General features: G+C 72.0%; 18 protein-coding genes. 15 read left to right on the top strand and 3 right to left on the bottom strand.

Annotated elements, in window-relative coordinates; all coding sequences use genetic code 11:
- The first annotated feature begins 190 nt into the window (after positions 1-190).
- The 7 genes from IE106_RS01655 (at position 191) to IE106_RS01625 (ending at position 8,261) form a co-directional block, all read left to right on the top strand.
- Positions 191-1,771 (top strand): S8 family peptidase, encoded by a 1,581-nt coding sequence (locus tag IE106_RS01655; RefSeq protein WP_189529415.1) that lies wholly within the window; start codon positions 191-193, stop codon positions 1,769-1,771.
- A 410-nt stretch (positions 1,772-2,181) separates the two neighbouring features.
- Entirely contained in the window at positions 2,182-3,273 is a 1,092-nt protein-coding gene (locus IE106_RS01650) for a DUF4190 domain-containing protein (protein ID WP_189529414.1), read from the top strand.
- A gap of 178 nt (positions 3,274-3,451) precedes the next feature.
- Positions 3,452-4,207, top strand: a complete 756-nt coding sequence (locus IE106_RS01645) for a GntR family transcriptional regulator (RefSeq protein ID WP_189529413.1) — start codon at positions 3,452-3,454, stop codon at positions 4,205-4,207.
- A gap of 222 nt (positions 4,208-4,429) precedes the next feature.
- Entirely contained in the window at positions 4,430-4,609 is a 180-nt protein-coding gene (locus tag IE106_RS01640) for an SPOR domain-containing protein (RefSeq protein WP_189529412.1), read from the top strand.
- A 27-nt stretch (positions 4,610-4,636) separates the two neighbouring features.
- Complete coding sequence (locus IE106_RS01635) at positions 4,637-5,050, top strand: (deoxy)nucleoside triphosphate pyrophosphohydrolase (protein ID WP_189529411.1); 414 nt, start codon at positions 4,637-4,639, stop codon at positions 5,048-5,050.
- 94 nt (positions 5,051-5,144) lie between these two features.
- Complete coding sequence (locus IE106_RS01630; RefSeq protein ID WP_189529410.1) at positions 5,145-5,573, top strand: ATP-binding protein; 429 nt, start codon at positions 5,145-5,147, stop codon at positions 5,571-5,573.
- 147 nt (positions 5,574-5,720) lie between these two features.
- On the top strand, positions 5,721-8,261 hold the full coding sequence (locus IE106_RS01625) for a SpoIIE family protein phosphatase (RefSeq protein WP_189529409.1): 2,541 nt from the start codon (positions 5,721-5,723) through the stop codon (positions 8,259-8,261).
- Positions 8,262-8,725: 464 nt separating this feature from the next.
- Here the strand turns inward: IE106_RS01625 and IE106_RS01620 are convergent, their stop codons facing one another.
- The 3 genes from IE106_RS01620 to IE106_RS01610 form a co-directional block, all read right to left on the bottom strand.
- Positions 8,726-9,436, bottom strand: coding sequence for a PspA/IM30 family protein (locus tag IE106_RS01620; protein WP_189529408.1), 711 nt, complete (start codon positions 9,434-9,436; stop codon positions 8,726-8,728).
- 107 nt (positions 9,437-9,543) lie between these two features.
- Positions 9,544-11,634, bottom strand: a complete 2,091-nt coding sequence (locus tag IE106_RS01615) for a TPM domain-containing protein (RefSeq protein ID WP_189529407.1) — start codon at positions 11,632-11,634, stop codon at positions 9,544-9,546.
- Positions 11,635-11,686: 52 nt separating this feature from the next.
- The gene (locus IE106_RS01610) at positions 11,687-11,923 is read right to left on the bottom strand and encodes a hypothetical protein (protein ID WP_189529406.1); all 237 of its coding nucleotides are present in this window, start codon (positions 11,921-11,923) and stop codon (positions 11,687-11,689) included.
- 160 nt (positions 11,924-12,083) lie between these two features.
- Here IE106_RS01610 and IE106_RS01605 point away from each other — a divergent pair, with 160 nt between their 5' ends.
- The 8 genes from IE106_RS01605 (at position 12,084) to IE106_RS01570 (ending at position 25,524) form a co-directional block, all read left to right on the top strand.
- On the top strand, positions 12,084-14,465 hold the full coding sequence (locus IE106_RS01605) for an ABC transporter family substrate-binding protein (protein WP_189529405.1): 2,382 nt from the start codon (positions 12,084-12,086) through the stop codon (positions 14,463-14,465).
- Between the two features lie 193 nt (positions 14,466-14,658).
- A complete protein-coding gene (gene typA / locus IE106_RS01600; protein ID WP_189529404.1) occupies positions 14,659-16,566 on the top strand; it encodes a translational GTPase TypA in 1,908 nt (635 codons plus the stop codon).
- A 906-nt stretch (positions 16,567-17,472) separates the two neighbouring features.
- On the top strand, positions 17,473-18,516 hold the full coding sequence (locus IE106_RS01595) for an ABC transporter permease (protein WP_189529403.1): 1,044 nt from the start codon (positions 17,473-17,475) through the stop codon (positions 18,514-18,516).
- Between the two features lie 97 nt (positions 18,517-18,613).
- Positions 18,614-20,416, top strand: coding sequence for an ABC transporter substrate-binding protein (locus IE106_RS01590; RefSeq protein WP_189529402.1), 1,803 nt, complete (start codon positions 18,614-18,616; stop codon positions 20,414-20,416).
- Between the two features lie 105 nt (positions 20,417-20,521).
- The gene (locus tag IE106_RS01585; RefSeq protein ID WP_189529401.1) at positions 20,522-21,499 is read left to right on the top strand and encodes an ABC transporter permease; all 978 of its coding nucleotides are present in this window, start codon (positions 20,522-20,524) and stop codon (positions 21,497-21,499) included.
- A 10-nt stretch (positions 21,500-21,509) separates the two neighbouring features.
- On the top strand, positions 21,510-22,571 hold the full coding sequence (locus IE106_RS01580; protein ID WP_189529400.1) for an ABC transporter ATP-binding protein: 1,062 nt from the start codon (positions 21,510-21,512) through the stop codon (positions 22,569-22,571).
- A gap of 14 nt (positions 22,572-22,585) precedes the next feature.
- Positions 22,586-23,683: an ABC transporter ATP-binding protein gene (locus IE106_RS01575; RefSeq protein WP_189529399.1), complete on the top strand. Its 1,098-nt coding sequence runs from the start codon at positions 22,586-22,588 to the stop codon at positions 23,681-23,683.
- Positions 23,684-23,898: 215 nt separating this feature from the next.
- Complete coding sequence (locus tag IE106_RS01570; RefSeq protein WP_189529398.1) at positions 23,899-25,524, top strand: peptide ABC transporter substrate-binding protein; 1,626 nt, start codon at positions 23,899-23,901, stop codon at positions 25,522-25,524.
- Positions 25,525-25,542: the final 18 nt, after the last annotated feature.

Here is a 25,542-nt window from a genome sequence, read left to right as displayed (position 1 = left end):
CCTGTTAACGACGGTTCAGCACCCTTGTGGGATTCCTATGGATCGGCCAACCTTTCGCGTGGCAGGCCAAGGTGGTCGGCGTCGCTCACCCCGCGGCGTCCTCCGTCGTGCATGCGTACATCAGGGGTTGTCATGCACCTGCCGAAAAATCCCCCACAGCAACGCACCACCAATGAGGAGGATCCCTCACATGTCAGTGATGCGTACGTCGCGGCGCAGAGTCGCCACCGCCGCCGGCGCGGCAGTCGTCGCCGCCCTCGCCCTCGGCACCCTCTCCGGCCACCCGGCGGCCGCCGCCGGCGCCGCGCAGGAGGGCGTGATCCAGTACGCCGACGCCCCCAACGCCGTCCAGGGCAGCTACGTCGTCACCCTCGACGAGTCCGCCGCCGACTCGGACGCCGCGTCCGGCAAGGCGGTCGCGGCGCGGTACGGCGCGAAGATCAAGAAGACGTACACCGCCGCGCTGAACGGCTACTCCGTGACGCTCTCCGAGGCGCAGGCGAAGAAGCTCGCCGCGGACCCGGCCGTCGAGTCCGTCGTCCAGGACCGCGTCTTCACCATCAACGGCACGCAGCCGAACCCGACGTGGGGCCTCGACCGCATCGACCAGCGGAGCCTGCCGCTCGACCGGAGCTACACCTACCCGGACCCGGGCGGCGAGGGCGTCACCGCGTACGTCATCGACACCGGCGTCCGCATCACCCACAGCGACTTCGGCGGCCGCGCCTCCTACGGCTACGACGCCGTCGACAACGACAACACCGCCCAGGACGGCCACGGCCACGGCACCCACGTCGCCGGCACCGTCGGCGGCACCGCGTACGGCGTCGCCAAGAAGGCGAAGATCGTCGGCGTCCGCGTCCTCAACAACCAGGGTTCCGGCACCACCGCCCAGGTCGTCGCCGGCATCGACTGGGTCACCAAGAACGCGGTCAAGCCGGCCGTCGCCAACATGAGCCTCGGCGGCGGCGCGGACACCGCCCTCGACACCGCCGTGCGCAACTCCATCGCCTCCGGCATCACCTACGCCGTCGCGGCCGGCAACGACAACGCCAACGCGTCGAACTCCTCGCCCGCCCGCGTCGCCGAGGCGATCACGGTCGGCGCGACGACCAACTCCGACGCCCGCTCCAGCTTCTCCAACTACGGCAGCGTGCTGGACATCTTCGCGCCGGGCTCGTCGATCACGTCGGCGTGGAGCACCGGCGACACCGCCACCAACACCATCTCCGGTACGTCGATGGCCTCCCCGCACGTGGCGGGCGCGGCCGCCCTGTACCTGGCCAACAACCGGTCCGCCACCCCGGCCCAGGTCTCCACGGCGCTGACCTCCGCCGCCACCAGCGGTGTGGTCACCAACCCCGGCACCGGCTCCCCGAACCGCCTGCTGTACGTCGGTGACGGCGGCACCACGCCCCCGCCGACCGGCCCCCGCTTCGAGAACACCGGCGACTACACGATCAACGACCTCGCCACCGTCGACTCCCCGGTCACCGCCACCGGCGTCGAGGGCAACGCCCCGACCGACCTGAAGGTCGAGGTCAACATCCAGCACACCTACATCGGCGACCTGCGCGTCCAGCTCGTCGCGCCGGACGGCACCGCCTACACGCTGAAGGACTACAGCACGGGCGGCAGCGCCGACAACATCAACACCACGTACACCGTGGACGCCTCGTCCGAGGTCGCGAACGGCACGTGGAAGCTGCGGGTGAACGACAACGCCCGCTACGACACGGGCAAGATCGACTCGTGGGCGCTGCAGTTCTGACGCACCGCGGGATCTGATCCGACAGGGGCGGTCGCCGGTCTCGGCGGCCGCCCCCACGCGTGCCCGCCGCCGTCCGGGCGGGGGAGGGCACGCGGGGCCGGAGGCCGGAGGCCGGTCGGGGGGGAGGCCGAGGGGCCGCGGGGCCGGAGGCCGAGGGGGCGAGGGCCGCGGGGTCGGGGGCCGGTCCGGGGCGGGGAGAGGCCGTGCGCCGCGCCCGGAACCGTCCGCCCGGCGAACCGGCCCCGGCCGCAGCCGTGTTGCCGCAGGTCCCCGCTCCGCGGGCCACCGGACGGGCCGCCACCCGGATTGTCCGGTTCGTCGGCCGTCTTGGGGCGCCTGCCCCGCACCGCGTACGATGCGCGCCGCTCATACGTTTGTTCGTCTATTGCCCCGACAGGAGCACCGTACCCGTGTCATCGTCTCCCCAGGGCTGGCCCGCGCCGCAGCAGCCCTACCCGCCGGTGCCCCCGCCGCCCGGGGCGCCGCACCCCTCGGCCACCACCAACGGCCTGGCCATCGCCTCCCTCGTCACCGGCATCGTCTGTCTCGTGCCGCCGCTCGGCCTGGTCCTCGGCGCGGTCGCGCTGGGCCAGATCAAGCGCAAGGGGCAGCGAGGCAAGGGCCTCGCCATAGCCGGCATGGTCCTGTCGCTGATCAGCACGCTGCTCGTCGCGGCCGGCTTCGCCACGGGGGGCTTCAAGGAGTTCGTCGACGACGCCCGCAAGGTGCAGGAGGACGTCGCCAGCACCGACTCCGCGTTCAGCCTGCGCACCGGCGACTGCTTCAACCAGCCCGGCGGCACGGTCGACCAGCAGGAGGTCGAGACGATCAAGAGCGTCGACTGCGCCAAGCCGCACGACGCCGAGGTGACCGGCGCGTTCCAGCTGACCGGCAGCGCCTACCCGGGTGTCCCGGCGATCGAGAAGCAGGCCGAGGAGCGCTGCCTCAAGATCAGCGAGCAGTACTCGCTCGACTCCTGGGCGGTGCCGGAGAACGCGGTGACGTTCTACTACCACCCCACCGAGGACAGCTGGCGGCGGGTCAAGGACCGTACGGTGACGTGCGCGTTCGCCGCCGAGAAGGGCAAGCTGACCGGCTCGCTGCGCGCGGACGCCACCACGCTGGACGCCGGCCAGGTGGCGTACCTCAAGGCGATGAACTCCCTCGACGCCGTGCTCGTCGCGGAGCCCGAGGACGACCCGGAGACCGACCTCGACGCCAACGTCGCCTGGGCCGGATCGCTGGAGAAGGCCCTCGACGGCTCGATCGCCCAGCTGGAGGGCCACACCTTCCCCGGCGCCTCCGCCCAGCCCGTCGCGGACGTGGTGAAGGAGCTGGAGAAGGCGCGCAAGCACTGGGCGAAGGCCGCGAAGGCCTCCGACGCCGACACCTTCTGGACGCACTACGAGCCCGGCTACGAGGCCCTGCCGCTCGACCTCGGCAAGGAGGCGCGCGCCGCGCTGAAGCTCTCCACCAAGGCGCCGGTCGAGCCGACCAGCTGACGCCGCCGCTTCCGGGGCGCACGACGGCCACCGCCGCCGTGCGCCCCGCGCGTGGGGGACCGGCGGACCGCCCGCCAAACAGCTGTCATCACTTCGAGTGAAACCCTGGCCCATGCTTGCGGGGGTGAGCGCCGGATTGCCAGGCTGTCGCTGTCCGTCAAGCTGATGGGAGTGGCCTGTGACATTCGGCGAGCAGCCCGCCTATCTGCGTGTTGCGGGCGATCTCCGGAAGAAGATCGTCAACGGCTCGCTGCCCCCGCACACCCGGCTGCCCTCCCAGGCGCGCATCCGCGAGGAGTACGGCGTCTCGGACACCGTCGCCCTGGAGGCGCGCAAGGTCCTGATGGCCGAGGGCCTGGTCGAGGGCCGCTCCGGATCCGGTACGTACGTGCGGGAGCGCCCCGTGCCGCGCCGGATCGCCCGCTCCGGGTACCGCCCGGCGCACGGGCCGGTGACCCCGTTCCGCCAGGAGCAGACCGCCGAGGGCGCGCGCGGCACGTGGGAGTCCGGCAGCGAGCGGGAGCAGGCGCCGGCGCAGATCGCCGCCCGGCTGGGCATCGCGCCCGGCGACCCCGTGATGCGCACCCGGTACCTCTTCCGGGACGGCGGCGAGCCGATGATGCTCTCCACGTCCTGGGAGCCCCTCGCCCTCACCGGGCGCACGCCCGTGATGCTGCCCGAGGAGGGCCCGCTGGGCGGGTGCGGGGTCGTCGAGCGCATGGCCGCGATCGACGTCGTCGTGGACAACGTGGTGGAGGAGGTCGGCGCGCGCCCCGGCCTCGCGGAGGAACTGCTGGCGCTCGGGGGCGTGCCGGGGCACGTGGTGATCGCCGTGGAGCGCACCTACTTCGCGTCCGGGCAGGCGGTGGAGACGGCCGACGTCGTCGTCCCCGCCGACCGCTACCGCGTCGCGTACCACCTGCCGGTGCGCTGAGCGCGGAGGGCCCGAGGCGGGGGAGGCCCGGTCCGCGGTAGAGCGTGGGGGCGTGCTCGGACGAGTGCGCCCCCTCTTCCCGTAGGGCCCCTGGCCGGATCCGTATCTCTTTGTGCAAATGCGTATCCGGTCCGTAAAGGTCAGGCGTAAGCTCAGGCATATGCGGATTGCGGTTTCGACGGAATCCTTCGACACAGCCGACCGGGCGGGGGGAACGGCGTGATGCCCGACAGCGGTACGACTCTTCTCTGGCAGGTCATCCGGCAGGACGGCAACGGCAACCACTACCGGGTCGGCCGGTACGCGACGCAGGACGAGGCGCAGAAGGTCGCCGACAGCCTCGACTCGCCCGGCCCCCGGCAGCTCTACTGGGTGGAGCGCATCGGGGAGCCCGCGCGCTGATCCCCGCCGGCGGATACGCTCCGGCGCATGACGGATCGTGTGGTGGTCGCCGGAGCCGTGTACGACCGGGGGCGGCTGCTCGCCGCGCGCCGCAGTGCGCCGCCCGAGCTGGCCGGCCGCTGGGAGCTGCCCGGCGGCAAGGTGGAGCCGGGCGAGACCCCGCCCGAGGCCCTCGTGCGCGAGCTGCGCGAGGAGCTGGGCATCGAGACGGAACCGGGGGAACGCGTTCCGGGTGCCTGGCCGCTCGGACGCGGCCACGTGTTGCACGTGTGGACGGCCCGCGTGCTCTCCGGTGAGCCCCGGCCCCTCCAGGACCACGACGAGCTGCGCTGGCTGACCCGCGCGGAATGGGACACCGTCGATTGGCTGGAACAGGACGTCCCCGCGGTCGTCGAAGCCCTCCGGTACCTCCCCCCGGACGGCGGTTCCCCGCGCCCCTGACCGCGGCCCGTCCGACGGTACGACGACCCGAATATCGGGTATGTGCTGATTAACCCCCTGAAATCGGACGCGGGTCTGTTCTTGGTCCGGGGAAGTGATCGGCGTGAGCGACACCGACGGCGCGTGTGCCGAGTGGACCTTCCCCGGACGGCCCGACGCCGTGCGCACGGCCCGGCGCGCCGTCCGCGACACCCTGCGCGACTGGCGGCTCGACGCCGCCCTCGGCGACATCGCCGTCCTCCTCGTCAGCGAGCTCGTGACCAACTCCCTGCGGCACGCCCGCGGTCCCGTCGGCCTGCGCATCAGCCGTCCCCCCGCGTCGCACGGACCCCTCCCCCCGCACGCCGCCCTCCTCGTCGAGGTCTCCGATCCGGTTCCGGATCCGCCCCGCACCCGCCCCGCAGGCCCCGACGACGAGAGCGGACGAGGGCTGGGACTGGTCGCCTGTTCCGCCCGTCGCTGGGGTACGAGGAAAGGTCGGGCCGGCAAGACCGTGTGGTTCGAGCTGCCTCTGCCGGGTTAGAAGAGGGAAGGGACAACGATCACCGCAGGCTCGGCTCAAAACGAACGAGACCACCCTGTGATCGTGAACGGCGTGCCGACGGGGGCCGTAGTGCTGAATACTGCGGGAATGGCCGGTCCGGTGCGGTGAGCTGGAGGGGACGGTCGCGTGAGCGAGATACCTGGGACGGCGGACGGCGTCGTGTGGCAGAGCAACCCGCCTGGCTCGATCTACGACTACATCAGAGTGGCGTCGTTCTCCATCGGCCCCGACGGGCTCGTCGACCAGTGGAGCCTGCGGGCCGCCGAGATGTTCGGCATCCCCGCCGAGGCGGTCAGGGGCATGGACCCCGTCGAGGCGTTCATCCCCGCCGAGCTGCGGCCGCGCGGCCACCGCAAGGTCGCCGAGATCCTCGACGGCAAGGAGTGGACGGGCCTCGTCCCCTTCCGCGTCCCCGGTGAGCGGCACGCGCGCGGCCTCGCCGAGGTGTACGTCATGCCGAGCGAGACCGAGCACGGCGAACGCGGTGCCGTCTGCATCGCCGTGGACGTGCGCGCTCTGCGCCGGATCGAGACCGACCTGGCCTCATCACAGGCGATATTCGGACAATCTCCCTTCGGTTTCCTGCTGTTCGGTACGGACCTGACGGTCCAGCGCGCCAACCAGCGCTTCGCCACCGTCTTCGGCGGCACCGCCGAGGGCCACCGCGGCCGCACCGTCCACGACTACCTCTCCCGTCCCGAGGCGGACCGGATGACCGCCGCGCTCCGCCGCGTCCTGGAGACCGGCGAGGCCGTCACCGACCTGGAGATCGTCGGGACCGTCCCCGGCTCCACCGAGCGCCGCCACTGGTCCGTCAACCTCTACCGGGTGCACAGCGGCTCCGGCCGCCCCATCGGCGTCGCCGGTCTCAGCACCGACGTGACCCGCCGTCACAACGCCGCCCGCGAGGCCGCCAGCGCCCGCCGCAACCTCGCCCTCCTCAACGAGGCGACCGCCCGCATCGGCACGTCCCTGGACCTGGAGACCACCGCCCGCGAACTCCTCGACGTCGCCGTCCCCGGCTTCTGCGACCTCGCCGCCGTCGACCTCTACCAGGGCCTCCTCGCCGGTGACGAGGCCCCGCCGGGCCAGGCCGGCGGGCGCACCGCCCAGCTCCGCCGGGTCGCCTTCGCCAGCGCCGTCTCCGACACGCCGCCCCTGGTCGGCCCGTCGGCCGGCGGGCCCGCCTGCTGCGAGGCCCGGTCCCCCCTCGTCGGCTCCGTCCACCGCTTCCCGTTCCACTCGCCCTGCGCCAAGGCCCTGCACACCGGCCGCCCCGTCCTCGTCCCCGCCGACGACGGCCTCGTCCACTCCACCCTCGCCGTGCCGATGGTCGCCCACGACACCGTCGTCGGGCTCGTCCAGTTCTCCCGCGCGAAGGGCAGCGAGCCGTTCGGGGAACGCGACCGGGCCCTCGCCGTCGAGCTCGCCGCCCGCGCCGCCGTCTGCATCGACAACGCCCGCCTCTACCGCCGCGAACACGAGCGCGCCCTGATCCTCCAGCGCAGCCTCCTCCCGCCCGGCGACCCGGAGGCCGCCGGACTGGACATCGCCTGCCGCTACCTCCCCGGCAACGCCGCCACCGAGGTCGGCGGCGACTGGTTCGACGTCATCGACCTGCCCGGCCACCGCACCGCCCTGGTCGTCGGCGACGTCATGGGCCGCGGCCTGCGCGCCGCCGTCGCCATGGGCGAACTCCGCACCGCCGTACGCACCCTGGCGCAGCTCGACCTCGAACCGGCCGAGGTCCTCTCCCACCTGGACGAGATCGCCCGTGGCCTCGGCGCGCCCATCGGCGCCCAGTCGTCGCGCGCGGCCCACAAGCCGCGCGGACCCGAACTGTCCGAGGTGTACCTGGCGACCTGCGTGTACGCCGTGTACGACGCCGTCACCCGGCGCTGCACGTTCGCCAACGCCGGCCACCTGCCGCCCGTGCTGGTCGCGCCCGGGCAGGAGGCGCGGCTGCTCGACGTACCGCCGGGGATGCCGCTCGGCGTGGGCGGGGAGCCGTTCGAGGAGGTCGAGGTCGAACTGCCCGAGGGGGCGCTGCTGTCCCTCTACACCGACGGGCTCGTCGAGTCCCGCGACCATCCCCTGGACGAGGGCCTGCAGGCGCTCCAGCGCGTCCTCACCGGTCCCGAGCGGCCGCTGGAGGACGCCTGCGACCACGTCCTCAACACCCTCGACACCCGGCACGGCCAGGACGACATCGCGCTGCTGATGGCCCGGGTCCGCGGGCTGCCCGCCGAGGCGGTCGGCGACTGGCGGCTGCCGCGCGAGCCCCGGTCCGTGGGACGCGCCCGCGAACTGGCCCGCGCCCAGCTGACCGCCTGGGAGCTGGAGCCGCTGATCGACACCGTCGAACTGCTCGTCAGCGAACTCGTCACCAACGCCCTGCGCTACGGCGAGGGCGAGATCCGGCTGCGCCTGCTGCGCGACCGCACGCTGGTGTGCGAGGTGTGGGACGCGGGCCTCGTCCAGCCCCGCCGCCGCCGCGCCCGCGACACCGACGAGGGCGGCCGCGGGCTCCAGCTCGTCGGGCTGCTCAGCGCCGGCTGGGGCTCACGGCGGACGCCCCGCGGCAAGACGGTCTGGTTCGAACTGGCCCTCCCCGACGGGGAGAGCACGACGGAACCCACGGTGGACCAGCTCCTGAGCATGTTCTGACGCACCCCCGCACCCGGGGCGCCCCTCCAGGCCGCCCGTGGAACCGGGAGGGCGCCCGGGTGCCGTGCCGGCGGGGGCGCGCTTCGTGCGGGGCCACACCTGTGCCGAGGAAGGGGACGGCGCCCCTCCAGGCCGCTCGTGGAACCGGGAGGGCGCCCGGGTGCTGTGCCGGTGGGGGCGCGCTTCGTGCGGGGCCGCATCTGTGCCGGGGAGGGGGATGCCCCCTGTAGTGCTCGTGGAGCCGGGAGGGCGCGCGGGTGCCGGGCCGGTGGGGTGCGCTTCGTGCGGGGCCACCTCTGTGCCGGGGAGGGGGAGGGTGCCGTGTTGGGCCGCTCGTGGAGCCGAAGGGGCGCGCGGGTGTCGGGAAGACGAGCGCGCGCAGGCCCCGAGGTACGAGGGGCCGAGCACGGTCGACTTCCCGACACCCGCTCCCAGCGCCCCGGAGGCGGAACGAGCCAAAAAAATCACGCAGCCTTCAACGCCGCCAACCGCGCCTCGATCTCCGCCGTGTCCCCCGCCGCGTCCAGCTGTTCGAACTGGGCGTCCAGGGACGAAGCGGCCAGTTCCTGCTTGCCCAGGGCCTTGGCCTCCTCGCGGCGCACCTTGTCCTCGAACCGGCTGATCTCGCTGGTCGGGTCCAGGACGTCGATGCTCCGTACGGCGTCGAGCATCCGGTTGCGGGCCTCCGCCGAGCGGGCGCGGGCCACGAGTTCGTCGCGCCGGGTCCGCAGGTCGGCCAGCTTCTCCCGCATCCGGTCCAGGCCCGTCTTCAGCTGTTCGACGACCTCCGTCTGGGAGGCGATCATCGGTTCGGCGGCCTGGGCCTCCTTCTCGGACCGGAGCTGCCGGCCGAGTGCGACCTTCGCCAGGTTGTCGAACTTGTCGGCCAGTTCGGGCCGCTGCGAGCCGCGCAGTTCGTCGGCCTTGGCGCTCGCCGCGCGGGCCTTCTCGCCCCACTCGCGGGCCGCCTCCACGTCCTCCCGGTGGTCGTCCTCCAGCAGCCGCAGGTTCCCGATGGTCGCGGCGACCGCCTCCTCGGCCTCGCCGATGTTCTCCGAGTAGTCGCGGATCAGCTGGTCGAGCATCAGCTCCGGGTCCTCGGCCTGGTCGAGGAGGGCGTTGATGTTGGCCTTCGCCAGCTGGGCGACCCGGCCGAGGACGGAGTGTTTGGTCATGGCACCTCTCCTTGTGCGTGTCGTGCGGTACGCGCCCGCGGCGCGCGGTCCGGGTGCGGGTGCGGTACCCGTGGGGCGTGCGGGCACCCGGCCCGCCGTGCGTGTGGTCAGAAGCGCCCCCCGCCGCCGAGCCGGCCCCGCGTCCTCCCGCCGCCGAAGCTCGCCGGGCCGCCCGGGAAGTCGCCGGGCCGCCCGCCGCCCATGAGGCCGCCCAGCAGGATCCCGCCGAGCACGGCGCCCCCGAGGCCCCCGGGAGGTCCGCCGAGGGTGCCGCGCAGCCGTACGTCCTGCTCGGCCAGCGCCTGTGCCTGCCGGGCCAGCGCGTCCGCCTGCTGGGCCCGTGCCAGCGCGGTGCGCGGGTCCGTGTCCGTGCCGGCGCCGGACGCCTCCGCCAGGTGGCGCCGGGCCTCCGCGAGCCGGGTGCGGGCCACGCCGGCCACGGCGCCCCGGTGCGTCGCCAGGTAGTCCTCCGCGGCGCCCACCGACGACCGGGCGGTCAGCAGCGCCTGGTCCAGGAACGCGCGCGCCCGCCGTGCGCCGTCCTCCCGTTCCAGCGCCTCGTCCAGCGCCGCGTCGGCCTCCTCGGTGCGGCGCAGCACGTCGAGGGGGTCGTACCGGCCGGCCTCCACCGCGCGCCGCACGTCCCGTACGACGGATTCCAGCCGTGCCGCCCGGCCCCGCAGCCCGGCCGTCGGGGCTCCGCCGGGCGTGCCCTCCAGTACGCCGCGGGCCTCCGCGAGGTCGGCCTCGGCCTCCGCGAGCGCCCCGGGCAGCTTCCCGGCGGCCTCCGCCAGTTCCACGGCCCGCCGGTCCACGGCCTCGATCAGCCGGGCGGCCTGCCCGACGGCCCCTTCGGCGGCCCGCAGGTACAGGGCGGCGGCCGCCGGCCCGCCGGCCTCCTCCGGTCCTCCGCCCGTCCGGGCGGCGCCGTGCGCCGGGTCCGGTCCGGTGCCGGGCGGCGGGGGCCCGCTGCCCGCCGCCGTGCGGGTCTCCAGGGCCTGCCGGGCCCGGGCCAGGTTCGCCGCCGCGAAGGCGAGGCGGGCCCTGGCCTGGTCGGGGGCCGTGGCGACGGGGGCCGCCGCCGTGTCCGCGTAGCGGGAGCGCATCGCCGTGAGCGCGGCCTCCGCCGTCGTCAGGCGCCCCTCCAGGTCCCGGTGCGCCGCCTCCGCCGCCGCCAGGGCCGCCGGGGCCGTGCGTTCCAGGTCGCGCAGCGCGTCGAAGGCCGCCGACTCCTCGTCGAGGCGCCGCTCCGCGTCCGCGCACCGGGCGGTGATCTCCTCCAGCATCGTCCGCCGCGTCACCTCGTCCTCCGGTTCGGCGTCGTCGAGCCGCTGCCGCAGCCGGAAGGCCGCCGTCAGCTCGTCCTCCGCGTACGCGACGGCCTCGGCGAACGGCTTCGCCGCCGCCTCGCCGAACTGCGCCACCGCGAACCCCAGCTCCTCCCGGCTCGTCCGCACCGCGTCGTCCGTCTCCACCAGCGTCCGCCGCGTCCGCTCGTCCAGGTCCCGGACCCCCGGCACGGCCGTCCCGCCGTGCGGTGTCGTCCGGGTCCGGGCCCGCCGGCGCCGGCTCGTGTACGCGTACCCGGCCACCGCCAGCGCCCCGGCGACCAGCACCACCGGGACGACCAGGTCCGCGCCGGGGCTCCCGCCGTCGCCCGGGTCGGGCGTGCCCGGGGTGATCGCCGGTACCGGTACGGGCCGTCCCGCCAGGACCGCGCCGTACCCCTCGGCGGCCCCGATCGCGGCGCCCGCCCAGTCGTCGGCGCGCAGCGCGGGCTCCACGGCGGTGCGCGCCACCTCGTCCAGCCGGTCCTGCGCCAGCCGGCCCGCCGCGTCGGCCGTGTACGCGTACCGCCGCTCCCGCGTCGCCACCGCGAGCAGCACGTCGTCGGTGCCGAGCCCGTTGCGGTCGGCGGTCGCGTCGGCCCACTGCTGCGGGGAGCGCCCGGAGAAGTCCCGCACGTACACGACGAACAGCTGGAGGCGCTGTTCGTCGTAGAGCCGGTCGAGGGCCCGGGCCACGTCCGGCGCGCGCGTCCCGAGGGCGTCGACCCGGTCGGTGATCTGGCCCCGCCGGGCCAGGGGGCCGGGGTCCTCCGCGCGCCCGTCCGGGGCGGCGGGTCCCACCAGCCAGCACACCGCCGCCAGCAGCCCGGTGAGGAGGGCCACGAGGGCGCGGGGGGCTCGGCGCGTCACAGGAGTGAGGCTAGGCCGGGCCCCGGACCGCCGCGACCGGACGGCCGGGTCGTCACGGGGCCCCGCGGCGCCGGGCACCGGGGCCCTCGTCGTCGGGGTCCCGCCCCGGGGAGGTGCCGTACGGGGGGCCGGAGAGCGGCACCAGGCCCTCCGGGCGGCCCGGCGCGGCGTCGGGGCGGCGGTCCGCCTCCGGCCGTTGCCGCGCGAGGTCCCGTTCCAGCTGCCCGATCGAGCGGGCCAGGTCGTCGAGGCGCCGCCGGACGGCGGCCACATCGTCCTGGAGCGACATCGGTTGCCCTCACCTCCGGGGCCCGTTGGGCCACACGGGTGGGCTTTCGGACCGCCCCCGCCGTGTCGCCGCCGACCCACCCGTCCGTTCCCCTTCAGTGTATGGGCAATAGGTGTGATCATCTCCAAATTCAGGAAACCCGGACGAAGAGGTACAAGCCATGTCCCAGGTCGGCGTCCGCGCCCTTCGGTCCGCCGCGCTCCTCACCAGCGGGGCGCTCGCCGTGTCCGTACTCGCCGGCTGCAGCTCCGGGGACGAGGAGAGCGAGGCCCGGGCCGTCCCCGCGGACATCGCGGCCGCGCCCCGCCCGGCGGTCGCCGACGGAGGCACCCTGAGCTGGGCGGTCGACGCGCTGCCCAGCACCCTCAACGCCTTCCAGGCCGACGCCGACGCCGCCACCGCCCGGGTCGCCGGGGCCGTGCTGCCCGCCCTCTTCACCCTCGACGAGCGCGGCCGGCCGCAGCCCAACCCGGACTACCTGGAGTCCGCCGAGGTCATCGAGCGCGAACCCAAGCAGGTCGTCCGGTACCGGCTGCACCAGCAGGCCGTGTGGAGCGACGGCCGCGAGGTCGGCGCCGCCGACTTCGTCGCCCAGTGGCGGGCCCTGCGCGGCCGCGACAGCGCGTACTGGACGGCGCGCAACGCCGGGTACGAGCGCATCGAGAAGATCGAGCGCGGCGCCGACGACCTGGAGGTCCGGGTCACCTTCGGCAAGCGCTACGCCGACTGGAAGTCGCTGTTCACACCGCTGTACCCGAAGGAGGTCACGGGGTCGCCGGCGACCTTCAACGACGGCGCCCGCACCGGGCTGCCGCGGACCGCGGGGCCGTTCCGGCTGAAGGCGGTCGACGCGAAGGCCGGCACCCTCACCCTGGTGCGCGAACCGCGCTGGTGGGGCGAGCCCGCGAAGCTCGACAGCCTCGTCCTGCGCGCCGTCCCGCGCGAGCGCCGCGCCGCGGCGCTCGCCACGGGCACCGTCGACGTCGCCGAGGTCGACGCGTCCGTCGCCGCCCGGGTCGCCCGCGCGGCGCGCGAGGGCCGGGCGGGCGCGAAGGGCCGCTCCTCCTCCGCGCACGGGCCCGACGCCGCCAAGGCGCCCTCCGCCGCCCTGAAGTCCTGGGCCACCGCGCACGGCTCCGACGAGGAGAAGGCCGCCGAGGCGCGCGCCGCGCGGCTTCGCGACCGGCGGGCCGCCGCCCTGCACGAGGCCGAGCAGCGGGCCCTGCGCGGCTACGTCGTCCGCAGGACGCTGGAGCCCGCGTACACCCAGCTCGCCCTGAACGGCGAGTCCGGGCCGCTCGCCGACGAGCGGGTGCGCCGGGCGGTCGCCCGCGCCCTGGACCGCCGCGAGCTGGCCGAGGCCGTCCTGGCCCCGCTGGGGCTCCCCGCCGAGCCGCTGGGCTCCCACCTGGCGCTGGCCGGGCAGGACGCGTACGCCGACAACAGCGGCGCCCTGGGCGGCCAGGACACCGAGGAGGCCCTCGCCCTGCTCGCCGACGCGGGCTGGACGAAGGCGGGCGCCCGCGCGAGCGCCGCGCCGAAGGAGGGCACCAAGGCGGGGGCGCCGGCCTCGGGGAGCCCGTCGAAGGGCGCCTCGCCCGCCGCCGCGCCCGCCGCACCCCCCGCGCCCGTCGCGCCCGCCCGTCCGCCGGGCACGGCGGGCGGGGCGAAGACGGTGGACCTGCCGTCCGACGAGGGCCTGTACATCGTCGGCGACGACAAGCGGGCCGCCGACGGCGGGCCCGGCACGCACGTCCTCGCGCCCGCCCCGGCCGCGGCCGTCCACAGCAGGCTCGTCCTCGGCCAGGCCCGCGCCGTCACGGCCGCCCTCACCACCGGCGCCCGGACCGGCGCCCGGGGGGCCGGGGCCGCCGAGGACCCCCGGGACGCCTCCGGCCCCGAACACCCCAAGGCCAAGGGCGGCGCCCCCGGCGCGTACGCCCCCGCCGGCACCGCCGCCCCGACCGGGAAGCCCGCCCCCGGCCCCGCCGCGGGCCCCCTCGGCAAGGACGGCCGGCCGCTGAGCCTCCGCTTCGTCCTGCCCGCCGGCCCCGGCTCCGGGTCGCTGCGGGCGGTCGGCGACAGGATCGCGGCGATGCTGGACCGCATCGGCGTCCGCACCGAGATCGTCAAGGTCCCGGACGAGAGCTTCTTCAAGGACCACATCGCCTCCGGCGACTACGACCTCGCCCTCTACTCCTGGCCCGGCACCGCCTTCCCCGCCACGGACGGCCGGCCGATCCACGCCAAGCCGGAGCCCGCCACGGACGGCTCGCTGCTGGTGGAGCAGAACTACACGCGCGTGGGCACCGACCACATCGACCAGCTCTTCGACCAGGCCGCCGCGGAGCTGGACGAGAAGGCCGCCCGCGACCTGGTGCGCCGCGCCGACGCCCGCATCTGGGCCGCCGCCGGGTCGATCCCCCTCTTCCAGCGGCCCGAGCTCGTCGCCGTCAGGAAGAACGTGGTCAACGCGGGCGCCTTCGGCTTCGCGACGCCGCGCTACGAGAACATCGGGTTCGCGGTGCCGAAGAGGAAGTGAAGGCGCGGCGAACAAGCTCAGAAACCGCTCAGATCCGTTGCCCGCCGGGGCTCCCGGCGGGCACGATCATGCCCGGGAGGCCGAGTGTGCGGCAGCCCCGTACCATGGACAGAGCCGTGGCGCGTCCGCCCGGCGGGCGTACTGAGGAAAACGAGACGCCGCACCCACGATCCGAGAGAAGCGCCAGCCACCCATGCCCACGCGCCACGACATCCGTAACGTAGCCATCGTCGCCCACGTCGACCACGGCAAGACGACCATCGTCGACGCCATGCTCAAGCAGGCGGGTGCCTTCGCCGCCCACCAGCTCGACTCCGTCGACGACCGCATGATGGACTCGAACGACCTGGAGCGTGAGAAGGGCATCACGATCCTCGCCAAGAACACGGCGGTGAAGTACCACCCCAAGGACGGCGGGGCCCCGATCACGATCAACATCATCGACACCCCCGGCCACGCCGACTTCGGCGGCGAGGTCGAGCGCGGCCTGTCGATGGTCGACGGCGTCGTGCTCCTGGTGGACGCCTCCGAGGGTCCGCTGCCGCAGACCCGCTTCGTGCTCCGCAAGGCCCTGCAGCGCCGCATGCCGGTGATCCTCTGCATCAACAAGACGGACCGCCCGGACTCCCGGATCGACGAGGTCGTCAACGAGACCTACGACCTCTTCCTCGACCTGGACGCGGACGAGGAGCAGATCGAGTTCCCGATCGTCTACGCCTGCGGTCGCGACGGCATCGCGTCGCTGACCAAGCCGGAGGACGGCACGGTCCCGGCGGACTCCACCAACCTGGAGCCGTTCTTCTCCACGATCCTGGAGCACATCCCGGCCCCGGTGTACGACGAGGAGGCCCCGCTCCAGGCCCACGTCACCAACCTGGACGCCGACAACTTCCTCGGCCGCATCGCGCTGCTCCGCGTCGAGCAGGGCGAGCTGCGCAAGGGCCAGACGGTCGCGTGGATCAAGCGCGACGGCACCGTCTCCAACGTCCGCATCAGCGAGCTGATGATGACCGAGGCGCTGACCCGCAAGCCGGCCGAGAAGGCGGGCCCGGGCGACATCTGCGCCGTCGCCGGCATCCCCGACATCATGATCGGCGAGACGCTGGCCGACCCGGAGAACCCGATCGCGCTGCCGCTGATCACGGTCGACGAGCCGGCGATCTCGATGGTCATCGGTACGAACACCTCGCCGCTGGTCGGCCGTGGCGCCACCGGCAAGGGCGCGGACAACAAGGCGGCCGTGAAGGACCGGAAGGTCACCGCCCGCCAGGTGAAGGACCGCCTGGACCGCGAGCTGGTCGGCAACGTCTCGCTGCGCGTCCTGGACACCGAGCGCCCCGACGCCTGGGAGGTGCAGGGCCGCGGCGAGCTGGCGCTGGCCATCCTGGTCGAGCAGATGCGCCGCGAGGGCTTCGAACTGACCATCGGCAAGCCGCAGGTGGTCACCAAGGAGATCGACGGCAAGGTCCACGAGCCGGTCGAGCGCATGACCATCGACGTGCCCGAGGAGCACATGGGCGCCGTCACGCAGCTCATGGGCGTCCGCAAGGGCCGCATGGACAACATGTCCAACCACGGCTCCGGCTGGGTGCGCATGGAGTTCGTCGTCCCGTCCCGCGGCCTGATCGGCTTCCGTACCGAGTTCCTGACGCAGACGCGCGGCACGGGCATCGCCCACTCCATCCACGAGGGCCACGAGCCGTGGTTCGGCACGCTGACGACCCGCAACAACGGTTCGCTCGTCGCCGACCGCTCCGGCGCGGTCACCGCCTTCGCGATGACCAACCTCCAGGAGCGCGGCGTCCTCTTCGTGGAGCCCGGCACCGAGGTGTACGAGGGCATGATCGTCGGTGAGAACTCGCGCTCCGACGACATGGACGTCAACATCACCAAGGAGAAGAAGCTCACGAACATGCGGTCGTCCTCGGCCGACTCGTTCGAGGCGATCGTCCCGCCGCGCAAGCTCTCCCTGGAGCAGTCCCTGGAGTTCTGCCGCGACGACGAGTGCGTCGAGGTGACCCCGGAGGCGGTCCGCATCCGCAAGGTCAACCTGGACGCGCGCGAGCGCGCCCGCACGGCGTCCCGCGCCAAGCACGGCTGACACGCGCGCACGGGGAGCGGCTCGCCGCCGCGCACGCCACCACCGACGGCCGCCGGGTTTCGAACCCGGCGGCCGTCGCCGCGTCCGCGCGACGGTGTGACGGACCTCTCGACCGACGCCGTGACGGACCTCTCGACCGGCGCTTTCCGGCCACCACGCGGCCCTTCCGGAGGGCCGGCGCCCGAGATGCCTGACGCGTCTGCGTCAAGGCGTTTTCGCCCGCGAAGCGTCCGGTTATCGACCGTCGCTCTCCGGAACTTGTGTTAACAGTCCGTTTCGCGGGTGTCTGTCTGTGCTCAGTTTGTCTGGATTTCGGGCAGTGGCACTTGGGCGATGTTGTCAAAACGAGACCCTTTAAGTGTGGTTTACAGCCCGGTCGTACTTAATAGTTGGCTCCACTGAGCTCGGGTCGATGGGTCACGCGCTGTGGGGAGCGCCGACTCACGAGCACACGTGGTACAGCACTTCGCCGTCAGGGGTGTCGGCGGAGTGCCCCGTACCCAACCATGCAGTGAATACGTGGACTCATGAGGAGGAACCCATGCGCGGTGCCACGAGCGCCAGTGGGGTCGGGTCGTCGCAGCTGGCTCCAACGGCCGGTCACCCGTGTACGTCAACCGGTCGGGCCGCCTGCAGCGGTCGGCGATTCTGAGACCCGGTCAACCGCTCGGCTCGCGCTCCTCGGGGGAGAAACCACCCCTGCTGACCTTCCTTCCGGCCCACGCCCTCGGGACGCTTCCCGTCCGGCGTGCGGTGCTGCCGTCGTACCCGGCCACGGGTGCCCGGCATGCCCGGAACGTCCGGGAGGATGTCAGGCAGCGGCCCTGATCGACCGGGTGCACCCACCCGGCCGTCGCCGCACGCGCAGGATCGCGGGTCATCCGACACCCGTGAAATGGACACACCATGACCAGTCCAACTGAGATCGAGGGCCCCGAAGCCTCCGTCGCCTTGGACAAAGACGCCACGGCCGAGACCGAAGCCGCGGAGGAGACCAAGCAGGGCCACCAGGGGCGTTCGCCCGGCCAGCTGATGTGGATGCGCTTCAAGCGCGACCGCGTCGGTGTGGTCTCCGCCTTCGTGGTCGTCTTCTTCTTCCTCATCGGCGCACTGGCGCCCGTGATCTCCTCGCTCTACGGCAAGGACCCGTACACGCTGTACCCGTCCGTGCCGGGATACGAGGACATCCTCGACGACTTCGGCATGCCGTACGGCACCTTCGGCGGCGTCTCCGGCGAGTTCTGGTTCGGCATCGAACCCAACCTGGGCCGCGACGTGTTCACGATGCTGCTCTACGGCATCCGCACCTCGCTGTATCTGGCGGTGGTCGTGACGGTGCTCTCCGTCCTCACCGGTGTCCTGATCGGCATGGTCGGCGGCTTCTTCGGCGGCAAGGTGGACTACTGGCTGGGCCGGGTCACCGACTTCTTCCTCGCCTTCCCGAGCCAGCTCTTCTTCATCGCCTTCATGCCCGTCGTGACCGCGCTGTTCGTGGACCCGCGCGAGGAGACGCCGACCTACCTTCGGGCCGTGGCGATCGTCCTCGTGATGTGGTTCCTCGGCTGGATGGGCATGGCGCGCCTGGTGCGCAGCTCCGCACTGACCATCCGTGAGCGCGAGTTCGTAGAGGCCGCGCTGGTCTCCGGTGCCTCCCGGTGGAGGATCGTCCGCAAGGAGATCCTCCCGAACATCGTGACCCCGATCCTGGTGCAGGGCACCTACATGCTGCCCAGCGCCATCCTGTCGATCGCGTTCCTCTCGTACGTCGGTGTCGGCTTCAACGAGTCCACGCCGGACTGGGGGCGGATGTTCTCCATCGGCTCCAAGATCTACGAGCAGGACCCGGCGTTCATGTTCTTCCCCGGTATCGCGTTGGTGGTCTTCATCCTCGCCTTCAACCTGCTGGGTGACTCGGTCCGCGACGCGTTCGACCCCAAGACCGGACGGTGACGTCCACGGGCGGGGGAGCTGCCGCCCCCGCACCGGGCAACCGGACGGCAGGCAGCACTTTTCTGGACAACAACTCACAGGTAGGTGCACGAGCATCATGAAGTCCATCCGATCGCGCTCCGCGCGCGCCATAGTCGTCGCCATGGCGGCCGGCTCTCTGGTGCTGACCGGCTGCAGCAGCAACGAAAAGGGCAAGGGCGACACCGGCAAGGCCGCCCCGGGCGCCAGCGACGCGGCCGAGCAGTCGAAGCCGGTCGTCTACGGCGACGCCGCTGCCTCCACCGGTCCGGCCAAGGAGGTGCCGGGTGCCAAGTCCGGTGGCTTCATCGAGGTGTACCAGCAGTCCGACCTCAGCCACATGGACCCGGGCCAGATCTACGTCTCCGACGGCGGCCAGTTCGCCAACCTGGTCTTCCGCAAGCTGACCAACTACCAGGAGGACGCCAAGGGCAACCTGACCGTCGTCGGTGACATCGCCACCGACTCCGGCCAGACCACCGACGGCGGCAAGACCTGGAAGTACACGCTGAAGGACGGCGTCAAGGACGAGGACGGCAACGTCATCACGTCCGCCGACATCCGGCACTCCGTCGAGCGCCTCTACTCGAAGGTCATCTTCGACGGCCCGACGTTCCTGCAGACCTGGCTGTCCGGTGCGGACTACCGCAAGGCGCTGCCGGACGGTCCGTACACCGGCAAGCACCTGCCGAACACCGTCCTGGAGACCCCGGACGCGAAGACGGTCATCTTCAAGTTCGACCAGCCGCGCCCCGACCTGCCGCAGGCCCTGGCCATGGCCGGTTACGCCATCGTGCCCGCCAAGCAGGACACGAAGGAGAAGTACGACAAGGCGCCCAAGGCGCTCGGTCCGTACAAGATCGCCGAGTACAAGGCCGGCAAGTCCCTCAAGCTGGTGCGCAACACCAACTGGGACCCGAAGACCGACTCGGTCCGCCACCAGTACGTGGATGGTTACAACTTCACCAACACCATCGACGCGACCAGCCAGACGAAGCGTCTGATCGCCGACCAGGGCGAGGCGAAGAACGCCATCCAGTTCACCGACTCGGTCGAGACGTCGCTGGTCCGCGACGTCGTCACCAAGCCGGAGGTCAACAAGCGCACGGTCAAGGGCTACCAGCCGTACGTCTGGCAGCTCACCTTCAACCTGGACCGGGTCAAGGACAAGAAGGTCCGTGACGCGATCACCTACGCCATCCCGAACGAGCGGATGATCCAGGCCGACGGCGGCAAGTACGGCGGCGAGATCGCTGGCGGCCTGTTCGCCCCGACCCTGCCGGGCCACGACCCGAACTACGACCCGTTCGGCAAGAAGAAGAAGCCGAACGGCGACATCGAGAAGGCCAAGCAGCTCCTCAAGGAGGCCGGCGTCAAGGAGGGCACCAAGCTGTCCTACGCCTACGCCAACACCCCGCGCGGCCAGAAGCAGTCGGTCATCATCAAGGACTCGCTGAAGGCGATCGGCTTCGACGTCCAGCTCAAGGAAGTTGAGCGCGCCACCTTCTACGAGCAGGTCGGCAAGCTCAAGAACCCGTACGACATCTACATGACGGGCTGGGGCCAGGACTGGTCCTCCCCCTCCACGGTCGTCACCCCGGTCTACGACGGCACGCAGATCGCCGACGGTGCGCCGAACTACTCGCACATCAACGACCCGAAGGTCAACGCCCTCATCCAGGAGGCCCTGAAGCTCCAGCCGGAGCAGGCCGCCAAGAAGTGGGAAGAGGCGCACAAGCGCATCGTCGAGGAGGTCAACCCGGCCGCCCCGGTCTACTACTCGAAGCAGCTGCAGCTCTTCGGCTCGAACATCGGCGGTGCCCGGTACAGCACCAACTCGAGCTACATCAACATCAACGACCTGTACCTGAAGCAGCCGTAATCCCGAACCTCGGCTGACCCGCGGGGGTGCGCGCCAGGCGGAGCGCACCCCCGCGGGCCCCCACCTCTCACCGCCCGCCGCTTCCGAAGAGAGCAGCTGCCCGCCATGCTTCAGTTCCTCATCCGCAGGTTGACCGGCGCCGTCGTGATCATGTTCCTGATCGGCGCCTTCACGTTCTTCCTGTTCTACACAATCCCCCAGGACTTCGCCGCCCTCTCCTGTGGCAAGAACTGCTCGCCGGAGAACCTGGCCGTCATCCGGGAGAACCTCGGTCTCGACAAGCCCATCACCACGCAGTTCTGGACCTTCATGGTGGGTATCGTCGCCGGCCGCGACTTCGCGCAAGGGCACTGCGCGGCGCCGTGCCTGGGCATGTCCTTCGACTCGGGCGACTTCGTGTGGGACTCGATCGTCGACCGCTTCCCGCTCACCGTGTCGCTCACCGTCGGTGGCCTCATCATCTTCCTGGTGCTGGGCCTCGGCTCCGGCATGCTCGCCGCCTGGAAGCGCGGCACCAAGGTCGACAAGTTCGTCAGTGGCGCCTCGATGGTGCTCAGCTCGTTCCAGATCTACTTCCTCGGCGCCATCGTGCTCGGCCTCATGGTCTACTCCACCGGCTGGATGGAGAACCCGAGCTACACGCCGTTCACCGAGGACCCGCTCGCCTGGGCCACCGGCCTGCTGATCCCCTGGGCCGTGATGGCGACCATCTTCACCGCCCAGTACACGCGTATGGCGCGCTCGACGATGATCGAGCAGCTCCAGGAGGAGCACGTCCGCACGGCCCGCGCAAAGGGCATGCCGCAGCGGTACGTCTTCTTCCGGTACGCCTGGCGTGGTTCCCTGACGCCCATCGTCACCATCATCGGCATGGACCTCAGCGCGCTCCTCTCGGGCGCCGTCGTCACCGAGTTCACCTTCGACCTGGCCGGTGTCGGCCGTCTCGCGGTCGACGCGTCGGTGAGCAAGGACCTGCCGCTCACGATGGGCGTGATGCTGTTCGGAGCCTTCTTCATCCTGCTCCTCAACATCGTCGTGGACATCGCCTACGCCTACATCGACCCGCGCGTGCGCCTCGCCTAGGAGAACGACCGTGACCACACTGACCAAGACCGAAGACAAGCCGGCCCCGACCGGGCCGGAGGCCTTCCTCTCGGTCCGCGACCTGCGCGTGGCCTTCTCCACCGAGGACGGCGTCGTCCGGGCCGTAGACGGACTGTCGTTCGACATCGAGCGCGGCAAGACGCTGGGCATCGTCGGCGAGTCGGGTTCCGGCAAGTCCGTGACCAACCTGACGGTCCTCGGCCTGCACAACCGCAAGACGACCGACATCCAGGGCGAGATCATCCTGGACGGCCAGGAGCTGACCACCGCCTCCGAGAAGGAGATGGAGAAGATCCGCGGCAACAAGGCCGCGATGATCTTCCAGGACCCGCTGACGGCGCTCTCGCCGTACTACACGGTGGGCCGGCAGCTGTCCGAGCCGTTCATGAAGCACCGCGGGGCCTCCAAGAAGGAGGCGAAGGACCGCGCGATCGAGATGCTGGCGAAGGTCGGCATCCCGCAGCCGCAGACCCGGTTCGACGACTACCCGCACCAGTTCTCCGGCGGCATGCGCCAGCGCGCCATGATCGCCATGTCGCTGATGTGCGACCCCGAACTGCTCATCGCCGACGAGCCGACCACGGCCCTCGACGTGACCGTGCAGGCCCAGATCCTGGACCTGCTGCGCGACCTCCAGCAGGAGTTCGGCTCGGCGATCATCTTCATCACCCACGACCTCGGCGTCATCGCCAACATGGCGGACGACCTGCTGGTGATGTACGCGGGCCGGGCCGTCGAGCGCGGCAGCGTCCGCGAGGTGCTGAGCGAGCCGAAGCACCCCTACACCTGGGGCCTGCTCAGCTCGATGCCGCGCCTCGGCGGTGACACCAGCGAGGCGCTCGTGCCGATCCCCGGCACCCCGCCGAGCCTGCTGAACCCGCCCACCGGCTGCCGCTTCCACCCGCGGTGCCGCTTCAGGGACGAGGTCCCCGGCGACCTCTGCTCGACCGAGCGGCCGCTGCTGGCCGACGGCCGCGCCGCGGCCTGCCACCTCACGGGTGAGCAGAAGCAGTCCATCTTCATCGATCAGATCAAGCCCCGGCTGGGCTGAGGAGACGCAGAGACATGAGCGAGAACGTCACTCTGCCGCAGCAGGGAGCAAAGCAGCAGGGAGAAGCGCTGCTGAAGGTGGAGGGGCTGCAGAAGCACTTCCCCATCTACGGCGGTTTCCCCTTCAAGCGCCAGGTCGGTGCCGTCAAGGCGGTCGACGGCGTGGACCTCACGATGTTCGCCGGCGAGTCGCTGGGCCTGGTCGGTGAGTCCGGCTGCGGCAAGTCGACCACCGGCCGGCTGATCACCCGGCTGCTGGAGCCCACCGGCGGCAAGATCGAGTACGCGGGCCAGGACATCACCCACGCCAAGCGCAAGCAGCTGGCGCCGATCCGGTCCGAGATCCAGATGATCTTCCAGGACCCGTACTCGTCGCTGAACCCGCGGCAGACCGTCGGCACGATCATCAAGAGCCCGATGGAGGTCAACGGGATCAACCCGCCCGGCGGCCGCGAGAAGCGCGTCCGCGAGCTCCTCGAGACGGTCGGCCTGAACCCGGAGCACTACAACCGCTTCCCGCACGAGTTCTCCGGCGGCCAGCGCCAGCGCATCGGCGTCGCCCGCGCCCTGGCGCTGCAGCCGAAGCTGATCATCGCGGACGAGCCGGTGTCGGCCCTGGACGTGTCGATCCAGGCGCAGGTCGTGAACCTGCTGCAGAAGGTCCAGGAGGAGATGGGCATCGCCTTCCTCTTCATCGCCCACGACCTGGCGGTCGTGCGGCACTTCTCGCAGCGCGTCGCGGTGATGTACCTGGGCAAGGTCGTGGAGGTCGCCGACCGCGACTCCCTGTACAACCGGCCGCGCCACCCGTACACCCACGCCCTGCTGTCCGCGGTGCCCGAGGCCACGGTCGACGGCCCGCAGCGCGAGCGCATCCGCCTCGCCGGTGACGTGCCGTCGCCGATCAACCCGCCGACCGGCTGCCGGTTCCGCACCCGGTGCTGGAAGGCGCAGGAGAAGTGCGCGACGGACGAGCCGCCGCTGGTGCAGATCTCCGGCAACGCGGAGGGGCACCTGACCGCGTGCCACTTCCCGGAGGAGCCCACCATCAAGGGCGGCAAGGAGGTCGTCCTCGACCCCGCCCTGGCGTCCCTGGAGTCCGACTCCAAGTGACCCGTGCTCCGAAGGCCCCCCCGCCGCGGCGGGGGGCCTTCGGGCTTTCCGGACGCGGTACGCCACCGGCGCGGGAAGCCGGAACCCCTGCCCCGTCCGCCCGCGGAAGGCACCGGGGCGTCCACCGTGTGGGGGCGCGTGGGGTGCGGGGTGCGCCGTATGCGGTGATATTTGGGCCTAGGTCCTGCCCGCGGCCCAACCCCAGGAGGCACCCCATGCGCGGAGCCAGCCACCCCACCCCGTGGGTCGCCTGCGCCGTCGCCGCGGTCCTCGCGGTCACCGCGTCCGCCTGCGGCGGGGGCGGCGGCGGTGGGAGCGACGGCGTCCTGAGCTCCTCCTGGAGCGACCCGCAGAACCCCCTGGAGCCCGCCAACACCAACGAGGTCCAGGGCGGCAAGGTCCTCGACATGGTCTTCCGGGGCCTCAAGCGGTACGACCCCGGGACGGGCGAGGCCCGGGACATGGTCGCCGAGGCGATCGAGACGACCGACTCGCAGAACTTCACCGTCACCCTCAAGAAGGGCTGGACCTTCAGCAACGGCGAGAAGGTCACCGCCGGGTCCTTCGTCGACGCGTGGAACTACGCCGCCCACATCGACAACAAGCAGAACAACGCCCCGTTCTTCTCCGACATCGTCGGCTACGAGGACGTGCACCCCGAGTCCGGCGCCGCCCGGGCGAAGAGCATGCGCGGACTCGTCGTCAAGGACGAGCGCACCTTCACCGTCGCCCTGAAGGACAAGTTCTCCACCTGGCCCGAGACCCTCGGCTACCAGGCGTTCATGCCCCTGCCGCAGGCGTTCTTCACCGACCGCGCCGCCTGGCTGAACAAGCCCGTGGGCAACGGCCCGTACACCGTCGACTCGTACACCAGGGGCAGCGAGATGCGGCTGCGCCGCTGGGACGGCTACCAGGGCCCCGACAAGGCCCGGAACGCCGGTGTCGACCTGCGCGTCTACACCGACAACAACACCGCCTACCAGGACCTCATCTCCGGCAACCTCGACCTGGTCGACGACGTCCCCGCCCAGCAGCTCAAGAACGTCGAGAGCGACCTCGGCGACCGGTACATCAACCAGCCGGCCCTCATCCTCCAGACCCTGGTCTTCCCCCTCTACCGGCCCGAGTGGTCCAAGCCCGGCATGGAGAAGGTCCGCCTCGGCATCTCCAAGGCGATCAACCGGGAGCAGATCACCCGGCAGATCTACCAGGGCACCCGCACCCCCGCGAAGGACTGGACCTCCCCGGCCCTCGGCGAGAAGGGCGGGTACGCCGACCTCTGCGGCGACGCCTGCGTCTTCGACGCGGCCGAGGCCAAGCGGCTCATCGCCGAGGGCGGCGGCCTCCCCGGCGGCAGGATCACCCTGACCTCGAACGTCGACACCGGCTCCCACCGCCAGTGGATGGACGCCGTCTGCAACAGCGTCAACAACGTCCTGGGCCGCGGCCCCGTCTGCACCGTCAACCCCGTCGGCACCTTCGCGGACTTCCGCAACCAGGTCACGGAGGCCCGTGTCACCGGCGCCTTCCGCTCCGGCTGGCAGGCCGACTACCCGCTCATCCAGAACTTCCTGGAGCCCCTGTACTACACCGGCGCCTCCTCCAACTACGGCAAGTTCACCGACCGGCGCTTCGACGCCCTCGTCGACCGCGCCAACGCCGAAGCCGACCAGGCCGCCGCCGTCAAGCACTTCCAGGACGCCGAGCGCATCCTCGCCGCCCAGATGCCCGCCGTCCCCCTCTGGTACCAGAACGGCAGCGCCGGCTACTCCGAGCGGCTCTCCGACGTGAAGCTCAACCAGTTCAGCGTCCCCGTGTACGACCGGATCACGGTCGGCTGAGCCACCCGCACCCCGTCA

This window comes from Streptomyces roseolilacinus (assembly GCF_014649335.1).
In the GTDB taxonomy this organism is placed as follows: domain Bacteria; phylum Actinomycetota; class Actinomycetes; order Streptomycetales; family Streptomycetaceae; genus Streptomyces; species Streptomyces roseolilacinus.
Note: the sequence above shows the minus strand (reverse complement) of the source record. Positions and strands in the feature narration are given on the sequence as shown.

Coding starts and splice junctions, on each gene's coding strand:
- IE106_RS01655 (WP_189529415.1), top strand. CDS start 191: ATGTCAGTGATGCGTACGTCGCGGCGCAGAGTCGCCACCGCCGCCGGC.
- IE106_RS01640 (WP_189529412.1), top strand. CDS start 4,430: ATGCCCGACAGCGGTACGACTCTTCTCTGGCAGGTCATCCGGCAGGAC.
- IE106_RS01635 (WP_189529411.1), top strand. CDS start 4,637: ATGACGGATCGTGTGGTGGTCGCCGGAGCCGTGTACGACCGGGGGCGG.
- IE106_RS01620 (WP_189529408.1), bottom strand. CDS start 9,436: ATGACCAAACACTCCGTCCTCGGCCGGGTCGCCCAGCTGGCGAAGGCC.
- IE106_RS01610 (WP_189529406.1), bottom strand. CDS start 11,923: ATGTCGCTCCAGGACGATGTGGCCGCCGTCCGGCGGCGCCTCGACGAC.
- IE106_RS01605 (WP_189529405.1), top strand. CDS start 12,084: ATGTCCCAGGTCGGCGTCCGCGCCCTTCGGTCCGCCGCGCTCCTCACC.
- typA (WP_189529404.1), top strand. CDS start 14,659: ATGCCCACGCGCCACGACATCCGTAACGTAGCCATCGTCGCCCACGTC.
- IE106_RS01595 (WP_189529403.1), top strand. CDS start 17,473: ATGACCAGTCCAACTGAGATCGAGGGCCCCGAAGCCTCCGTCGCCTTG.
- IE106_RS01590 (WP_189529402.1), top strand. CDS start 18,614: ATGAAGTCCATCCGATCGCGCTCCGCGCGCGCCATAGTCGTCGCCATG.
- IE106_RS01585 (WP_189529401.1), top strand. CDS start 20,522: ATGCTTCAGTTCCTCATCCGCAGGTTGACCGGCGCCGTCGTGATCATG.
- IE106_RS01575 (WP_189529399.1), top strand. CDS start 22,586: ATGAGCGAGAACGTCACTCTGCCGCAGCAGGGAGCAAAGCAGCAGGGA.
- IE106_RS01570 (WP_189529398.1), top strand. CDS start 23,899: ATGCGCGGAGCCAGCCACCCCACCCCGTGGGTCGCCTGCGCCGTCGCC.